Source organism: Sporosarcina koreensis (genome assembly GCF_001531445.1).
GTDB lineage: Bacteria > Bacillota > Bacilli > Bacillales_A > Planococcaceae > Sporosarcina > Sporosarcina koreensis_C.
This window is the reverse complement of record NZ_LQYA01000195.1, coordinates 79,248-87,797: the sequence shown is the minus strand read 5'-3', so window position 1 is coordinate 87,797 and position 8,550 is coordinate 79,248. Positions and strand designations below refer to the sequence as shown.

The 8,550-nt window shown below is 40.5% G+C and carries 9 protein-coding genes and 1 other annotated feature; of the genes, 4 read left to right on the top strand and 5 right to left on the bottom strand.

All coding sequences use genetic code 11. The annotated features are described in order from the left end of the window. The coding region (locus AWV70_RS17545) for an MFS transporter (protein WP_160327681.1) at positions 1-449 on the bottom strand (449 nt) is incomplete at its 3' end. Between the two features lie 228 nt (positions 450-677). Here AWV70_RS17545 and AWV70_RS17540 point away from each other — a divergent pair. Next, positions 678-1,913, top strand: coding sequence for a helix-turn-helix domain-containing protein (locus AWV70_RS17540; protein WP_268777882.1), 1,236 nt, complete (start codon positions 678-680; stop codon positions 1,911-1,913). A gap of 60 nt (positions 1,914-1,973) precedes the next feature. On the opposite strand, the gene AWV70_RS17535 is transcribed toward AWV70_RS17540, so the two are convergent. Beyond that, positions 1,974-3,176 (bottom strand): MFS transporter, encoded by a 1,203-nt coding sequence (locus AWV70_RS17535; protein ID WP_060209824.1) that lies wholly within the window; start codon positions 3,174-3,176, stop codon positions 1,974-1,976. Positions 3,177-3,241: 65 nt separating this feature from the next. Then, positions 3,242-3,506, bottom strand: a binding site (T-box leader). 219 nt (positions 3,507-3,725) lie between these two features. Here AWV70_RS17535 and AWV70_RS17530 point away from each other — a divergent pair. After that, the gene (locus tag AWV70_RS17530) at positions 3,726-4,322 is read left to right on the top strand and encodes a class I SAM-dependent DNA methyltransferase (protein ID WP_060209822.1); all 597 of its coding nucleotides are present in this window, start codon (positions 3,726-3,728) and stop codon (positions 4,320-4,322) included. A gap of 12 nt (positions 4,323-4,334) precedes the next feature. Continuing rightward, entirely contained in the window at positions 4,335-5,246 is a 912-nt protein-coding gene (locus AWV70_RS17525) for an alpha/beta fold hydrolase (RefSeq protein WP_153010041.1), read from the top strand. A 170-nt stretch (positions 5,247-5,416) separates the two neighbouring features. Here the strand turns inward: AWV70_RS17525 and AWV70_RS17520 are convergent, their stop codons facing one another. Further along, positions 5,417-5,704, bottom strand: coding sequence for a hypothetical protein (locus AWV70_RS17520; protein ID WP_060209818.1), 288 nt, complete (start codon positions 5,702-5,704; stop codon positions 5,417-5,419). A 344-nt stretch (positions 5,705-6,048) separates the two neighbouring features. Then, the gene (locus tag AWV70_RS17515; RefSeq protein ID WP_235588733.1) at positions 6,049-6,534 is read right to left on the bottom strand and encodes an amidase domain-containing protein; all 486 of its coding nucleotides are present in this window, start codon (positions 6,532-6,534) and stop codon (positions 6,049-6,051) included. Positions 6,535-6,679: 145 nt separating this feature from the next. Between AWV70_RS17515 and AWV70_RS17510 the strand changes: the two genes are divergently transcribed. Then, entirely contained in the window at positions 6,680-7,645 is a 966-nt protein-coding gene (locus AWV70_RS17510; protein ID WP_060209815.1) for a c-type cytochrome, read from the top strand. Between the two features lie 74 nt (positions 7,646-7,719). On the opposite strand, the gene AWV70_RS17505 is transcribed toward AWV70_RS17510, so the two are convergent. After that, positions 7,720-8,502, bottom strand: a complete 783-nt coding sequence (locus AWV70_RS17505) for an alpha/beta fold hydrolase (RefSeq protein ID WP_060209814.1) — start codon at positions 8,500-8,502, stop codon at positions 7,720-7,722. Positions 8,503-8,550 lie beyond the last annotated feature (48 nt).

Below are 8,550 nucleotides of genomic sequence, written 5' to 3'. Positions count from 1 at the left end.
ATCGGCCCTAACAGCATAACAGTTGTTCGATACGTCACAATTTCACCGATAGTCTTTTGAATGTTTTCTTTATCGAATAGTTGCGTCAAGCTTGCGTCGAATGCATTCGATATAACTGGCGTAATGACCGATCGGACGGCTGTAATGAAGAAAAGCACATAAATATTGAAACCAAAAATGCCAATGTATAAGGATAAGAAAAGCAGCGTCACTGCGGACAGCGCTTCAAAGGAAATTACAATCTTTTTCCTGTTCATACTGTCGACCATAACACCGGATATAGGTAAAGCAATTATGGCACCAACGCTCAAAATCGCAGTGTTAATAGAAAAGTAAAGCGTCGATCCGGTTTCTTGTAAAATGAAATATGAAATTGCAAACGTATATACAGCACCACCCAGTGATACGACAATCGTACTTAAAATGTATATGATATAGTTTTTCCCCATTAATCCCTGCCCCCTTTTACTAGTTCAACCCATTTATTTCTGAATCAACTTCTGCACTCCCTAAAACGATAAATCACTGTTACAATTCCTTTTTCATAGTTATCACTCGAATAACACTCCTCTCCCCCTAAGAAGTTAAATCTAATTTAACAAAATAATAGCACGTCACCTCTTTCATCGCAAGAGAAAGTTAAGTATAATTTAACTACATTCAATTTAAGTGAGGGAGTGTTCCTACTGGCTACCTTAGGCGAACGAATCAGATCGTTGCGAAAACAGCGAAAGATGACATTGGAAGCATTGGCGGGAGAGCAGTTGACAAAGGCAATGCTCAGTTATATTGAGAACAATAAAGCGAATCCATCGATGGAAAGCCTTTCTTATATCGCGAAGCGTCTCGGCGTCGAAGTATCACAGCTATTGGAAGAAGTGAATTTGCAGGAATTGCGGGATCTATTAATAGTCGTGGAAAAGTTGTTCACGGCGGGTTTTGATGAATCGAAGGATAAATATGTGAAAATCATCGATTTAATTGAACCGTATGTAAAAAAAATGAGTCAGGGATATGAAGCTGCACGACTCTTGGAGATTTACAGCCGAGCCCTTTATTATGAAAAAAGGGATGGCTGGAAGTTGTTAATGGATAAGGCAGCCGAGATGTATGAGCAGCTGAATCTAACGAGTCGTCTTGCGGCGATCGGCATTTTTCAGTCGAATGTAAAGTTCACTAAGCATGATTATGAGGCTTCCCTTGCGAAATTATTGGAGGAACGTTCTAAAATCGAAGAGCGGGATGGACTTATCGATCCACTCACACGTCTCGATTTCGATTATTGGGAATCGCTTCTTCATTTTGCGGTCGGTAATTCAAAGGAGGCGATCCGCGTTATGAATGAAGGGATTGAATTCTCAAAGGAAAAGCAGATCTTCTATCGGATTGCCCACTTGTATCAGTTGGCGATCTTCAATGCGATGATGAATGAAGATGAAAATTCTTTGAAGCATTATGAGCAGAAGATACTGCAGTATGGAGTATTTGCCGAAGATAAAGATGCGATTCCTTTTATAAACTTCATGACTATCCATTACCTAACCTCCTATAAAAAGGCATATGAAGAGGCATTGGAACTGATCCATGCGCATCATGATGAACACGGCATCGACGATTCGCACACCTCATACTCCTTCATGGAAGAGAAAGGCAAGGCGCTTTATGGGCTTGGACAATACGAAGAAGCATTGGCATGTTTTGAAAAAGTGAACTTCCCTGATTTTGCGCACCATCCATTCGATTTATCGATCCTGTACGAAAAGGATGCGTATGCCGCCCTTTGCCATTTGGCTTTAGGGAATGAAGCAGAAGCCTACAGTTTGATTGAAATAGCAGTAGAAAATATAGCAGGCATGCCGAGTAGCCGATATAAGGATTTCATCATGGAGACGTATGTAAGGATTCGTCAATAGTTGTATGCAAAAAAGACGGTTTGCCCAATGGCACCGTCTTTTCCGCTTTAATTGAAATAATCATTTAAAGTACCCTTTTCGTTTTGTAGCTGATACGGATTTCAGTACCTTTAACCCTAATAAGAAGAAGGCAAATGAACCTATTAATCCTACATGACGGATCGAAGTTACTTCAGCAATTAAGCCTATTAAAACTGTTAAAGCAATGATGAAGCCCGCTTCAAAAACACTAAAGATACTGCCGAACCTTCCCATCATCCTTTGAGGAACATGATTTTGGTAAAAAGTTAAATAGCCTGTATTTGCAAACGTTACCGCAAACCCGATTGTAAATACACCAAACGCTGCATAAAAAAAACCATTCGAACTATAAAGCACTAGATAACCTATTGAGGTAAAGAAAGTGCCAAAACCTATTAAAAAATTAACCGCAAGCTGATTTGAAAATACCGAGTTAATAATTGACCCTATTATAAATCCTGCTCCAAAGACACTTAATAAAAACCCATAATTGGTATCAGATATTGAAAGTACGCCTTTTGCAAATGCTGCCTCAAGAGAATCTATTGCAGTCATAAATACAGTAGTGCCACAAAATAATAAATATATCTTTGTAACATATTTATATTCCTTACAGAAATTAATAACAACCTGAAAGTCATCTTTTATCATATTCCAAGTAAATCTTTGTACCATCGTCTCTTTGTATCTTGTATCAACATTTGGTAACTTCATTATAATAAGTGCCGATAAAAGTAAAGCCACTGCATTCAAATGGATGGCGGTATAAGGAGTACCCATCCAAAATAAAATCCCGGCAATGGCAGGACCTATCAGTGAACCACAAGAGTTGATAAAGCTACGCAGTGCGTTAAAGCGTTGTCGATCTTTTTCAGGTATTAATTTAGTCATATAAACCATAGATGCAGGTTGGAAAATAGCACTTCCCATATTAATAATAAACGCTAGCATATAAACATAAATAATTGAAGGTAAAAATGGAATTACCGCGATACATAGTGCTCGAAAAACATCTAACCCCATCATAAGTCGTCGTGTGTTTACCCGATCAATTAAACTGCCTGCCCAAGCGTTCGAACATATGGTAGCAATTGGGCCTAGTATATATAATAAAGCAATTGCAAGAGGAGAACCTGTTTCGTTCAATATTATTAAATTTAACGCGATTAGGTAAACCCATCCACCCACATTTGAAATGCCTATTCCTCCTAATAGCATCAAAGGATACTTCCATTTGGGCATATTCACCACTCCTATTTTATTTTTTGTAAAAACAAAATAAAAAAACCCACCCCCAAGATATTTATCTTGGGGGCGAGTTGTATCGCGGTGCCACCCCAGTTCACCCCTACATTGCTGCAGAAGTCTAATCGAGTACTGCTACATGCATACATCACCTGCAATACTCTATCTCAGTAACGTGAGAATACGTTGCATTATCATTGTTTCAAGCTTACAAATCCAATGCACAGCTCCAAGCCTTGTTTCAACACATTTCCTATCCCTCTTTTTCAGCTGCTAGAGGTCTCTGTAGATAGTCGGTGCGTTTACTCTTCTTTTCATAGCCTTTTATATAGATTTTTATATATCCTATATTATTTCGAACTTAAGTTCAATACGAAAAGGAGGGAATTATCCAACAGAAAAGATTGCATGAGATTATTTATGGATACTTTCCATGCCCAGCGAGGTCCATACGAAAGAGTTGAGGAGGAGAATCATGTCTTTAGCATTTAATTCTTGTTATAATGACCACACGCAACTGAACTATTTATGGACAAGGAGCGGAATATGGAACATAACGTTTTTGAACAGATGGCAAAAAGATACGATACAGAAGAAAGAATTGAATTAGCGAAAGTTATCGTTAAGGAAGTACGGTCAGAATTACAAAATAGCACATCAAAATCTTTAATTGATTATGGCGGCGGTACTGGTCTAGTTGGTTTGGAATTAGCACATGTAGTCGATTCCATTTTGTTAGTGGATTCATCAAAGCAAATGTTGGAGGTTGCAGAAGCTAAAATTTCTCGCAATGGAATTTCCAACGCAAAAGTACTGTATTCCGATTTCACTCAAGAAACTCCTGAACTCAAGGCAGACATCATTTTACTATCCCTCGTCCTCCTTCACATTCCAGACACTGAAAAAATTCTACAGCAACTGTTCAACATTTTAACTGAGGGCGGCAAGCTGATGATAATTGATTTTGATAAAAACGATAAAATCAATCACCCAAAAGTGCATAATGGTTTTTCGCATGAAGAATTGAAAGATAGGTTGTCCGAAGTTGGATTTACATCAATTGAAATGAAGACGTTTCATCACGGAAAGCGTATTTTTATGAATCAAGATGCCTCAATGTTTATTTCTAGTAGTATTAAATGATCTCGAAAAAGGATGAGTGAAATTAGCCGGATGATTGTTATTAACAACAAGAATTTAGAAATACAACAAAAGGGAAATCGCGGTACACCAATCGTCATCGTAACCGGTATGGGTAATTCCTTTGATGAATGGCATGAAGTCACGGAGGCACTAAGTAAAAGGAATACAGTCATTATGTTTCACAGACCTGGCCTAGGTAGGAGCGAAATCGGGGATGAAAGCAGAACTACACAAGCAGTTGCTGACGAATTAAAAGAATTGCTTACCCAATTGAATATTGTGGAGCCGTTTATTTTAGTAGGACATTCATACGGCGGATTATGCGCGCAGCATTTTGCTAAATTATATCCTAGTCATCTAAGAGGATTGGTATTAGTTGATTCCACTTCTGTCGACTTTCAATTACTTGATGACTTAACGTTGCCTGTACTAAATGAGGATTCCACGGACGAAGCGTGGATAGAAAAATGCAACTTATATTCTTCAATGAATAAGGACGAGCTTAGCAAAATATTAAACCCCTCTCTAACGAGGAAGCAAAAACAATTTCCTCCTGAAATACAGGAAAGGTTAATGGACTTTCAAGTCAATCCAACGCTTTATAAGGCTATGTGCTCAGAAATAAAAAACTGGAAAGTAGATGCTGAAATTATAAAGGGGTTAGGGGACTTTCACAACCTTCCATTAGTCGTTATCGGCAGAGATAAAGAATATTGTATACAGCTTGGGGTAGATGAAGGTTTTCCAGAATGGGAAATACGGATATTTGAAGACAAATGGCAAGAACTCATTATGGATCAAGTGAATTTATCCAGCAATAGCAAATTGATTTTTGCGGAACGATCTGGGCACTTACTATATATGGATAGACCGGATGTTTTGATACAGTCCATCACTGAATTAAATTCAGATTCGGATACCTGAATCTGAATAACTGCTTGGTGTATGCTTTACACATAGAGTAACAATAGAAAAAGCAAGTAAAAGCGCATAGCTCACTTACGTCTATGCATTTTTTACTTGCTATATTTTATTGGTATAGATTCCGTACTACTCGTTTAACAAACGTACCTGATTGGGGAAATGACATTTACCTAGAATCCAATATTTAAAGCAAGAACTATAAAAGTTGCAACGCCTACGGTTCGGGTTATCCAGCCATTTATTCGCCATTTACCTCTATAAGGGTCTAATTCTTTCCAAGCTATAAAAGCGACTGCTAAACAAGAAACAAACAATACCCAATTCGTCCAAAAGTCATCAAAGTAATGGAGATTTAAAAAGCTTATCGAACCGTAAATAATCAACCCGAAGACTATGTTGATTAGTAAACTTACAACAAATGGTTTACCCCAACCAGTCGATTCTTGCATTGGCTTCATTTTATCCACCTCCGATATCTGTCGATTCTTAAAATTATAATATCATTTTCATGGTTTGATTGCCAAAAGTTATTTCATTAAAGGATCAATTTGTTGAACGGGTTTATCAACAACTATTTGTAATAGCCGTTCAAAAATGGAATTAGCAAAGGTACCTAAATTTACATCACTGTTAATTCACCTACCAATCATAGTGCGGATTCCTTCTGATAAATGTCTTAAACATTGATTAAACAATAAAAATTGGAACGCCAATTCATATGCGAGTTGGCGTTCCAAAATACTAAGTTATTTAGTGTTTTCTCCACATCAACACCTCGGCGGCTCCGTCTTATTTTTTCCCTTCACGTGAAATAATCATTGATTTTAAAGAAGACATACTTCGCATTTTCCCGCCACGCGTAAGAATCCTTATAATCCCACGTCCGGTGGTATGCATCGTACGTATGGGCGTTGACGAGCGGCATCGCGCCGTCCTTTGCCGTGACGATTGTCGTATGATCGAACCGTCCATCCCCTTGAAAGTCGTAGCAAATGACATCGCCAAGATCAAGTTCCTCAGGCGAGCCAACTTGCCGTGCGGTCAGCCCTTTCGTGGAACCCGACAAATACCACCGCATCGAATGCGAAACCGACCAACTGAAACTCCATGTCCCCCCTTGCAGCCACCAGCCCCGTTCACGGTTCGGATACCCATACATCGGCGCCCCTCCCGCGAGCAAACATTGCGAAATATAATTCGTACAGTCGACATCGAATGACGGAAAGGCAGGATTCCTTCCGTTCCACCACTCATCCGCATACCGGACCGCCGCTTCCCGGTTATACAATTTACCTAAACACCCCCGTATTTCCATCGTATGAAATGGGAAGAGATGCCATGCTATTTATTTGACCTCCCCCTCCCCTTCACCCGTTTATCAAAATGCCGAAGGGGTACAAGTTAACTATAGGTAGAGAAAGAGAGGGAGACAGATGAACAGATCAACTACACTCACTATCGGATTTCTATTTCTCCTATCTTTAGGTGTCATTGTCCTGTTGGCGAATCAGCTGAAAACCGACAAATCCCTCATGGAAGAGGGTGCCCCTACTGTAATAGAAGAGAATGGCGGAGAGATTGCGTATAATCCTCCTTCTATCGACGACATACCTGACGGCCCGATGGGAGACACAATATTGAGAGGGCGCGAGCTCATAAATGATACATCGAATGCGATACGCAAAAAGGCTTCTTCAGCAGAGGACGGCGAAGATTTTGTGAATCAATTATCATGTACAAGCTGCCACGCGGGAGACGGGCTCGATCAAGACACCTCATCTCTTGTCGGCGTGGCGGCCGTTTATCCGCAATACAATGAGAGGGCGGCCCAAGTTCTCACTCTTGAAGATCGTATTAATGGATGCATGGTGCGCAGTATGAATGGCAAGGCTTTTGAGGAAGGCGATGAGGATCTTAACGCCATGGTCGCTTATTTGACGTATATTTCAGAAGGAATTCCGGTTGGAGCAGAGCTTGAATGGCTCGGCAAGAATAACATGGATGAAGTCCCTATCCCTGACGTGGAAAATGGTGAAAGAGTGTTCCAGCAATCATGCATCGCTTGCCATGCAGGAGATGGATCAGGCACCGGACCGAATACAGGACCTGCGCTTTGGGGAGACGGCTCCTTTAACGATGGCGCCGGTATGGCACGCATGTCCAAAAACGCCGGATTCATCCAAGAAAACATGCCACTCGGCCAACCGAATTCGTTAACGGACCAAGAAGCAGCCGACCTGGCAGCGTTCATCCTCTCCCAAGACAGACCTGAGTGGAAGGGCCATGACGACGATTGGCCAAAAGGAAATCGCCCGACTGACGTTATGACGAAGGAGCTTCGTGATCAAGTGAAGGATGGAACGATCGATTGGGAGAAGGTGCTTGGAAAGGATAAATAATAAGATTGCCCCCACGATTAGGTGGAGGGCAATTTTTTGGAACATACCGGGTTGGAACAAGCGACCAATATGTTTTAACGGATGAATTTAGTCAACAGCCGGTTAAACTTATCACGTTCTTCCCAAAAAGCGCCATGGCCACTATATGTAAATGGGATTAGCTGTGAATTTGGGATTAATTCATTCAGTTCTTTAGCTTGTGTAAATGGAATCACTTTGTCATGGATACCATGAATAAGTAACGTAGGGGCACCTATCTTTGGCAGCTCCTCATATAAATTCTCTTCTCTTAATAAAACAATGATCGCAGCGGTCGACCATCCCGCAGCCTGCATCCCCATTTGAAAGAACCAATCCGAGAATTGGCTCGTTATATACTGAAAGAAAAAGCCATCGATGACTTCCTGCATCATTTTAGGCCGATCATTTAACGATTGCATAAGATATCGATTAGCTGTTTCTTCCGAAAAACCTATGGGTGCAGCGGCGTCTACAAGGACTAGCTGAGATACTCCATAACCGTTATATCTAGTCATATACCGAATTGCAATAGATCCACCTGTTGAATGACCGACAAGCGCAAAATTCTCCAATTGAAGTGTACCGACAACAGCACGGATATCATCAGCCAATCGATCTAAGTTGTAGCCCTCGATTGGTTTATCCGAATTGCCGAAGCCCCTCCAATCTATGCCGATACAACGATACCCCATGGATGGAAGAACGTTAAACTGATATTCGAACTGTTTATGGCTCAACGGCCATCCATGAATAAATACAATGGTCTTGCTGCCCTCCGGATTAAGATCTTCAACATATAGATTTACACCTGACTCTACTGTAACTAAATATCCGATAGCGATTCCTCCGTAGTTATAATGGCTTCGCCTATAAGATATTCATCA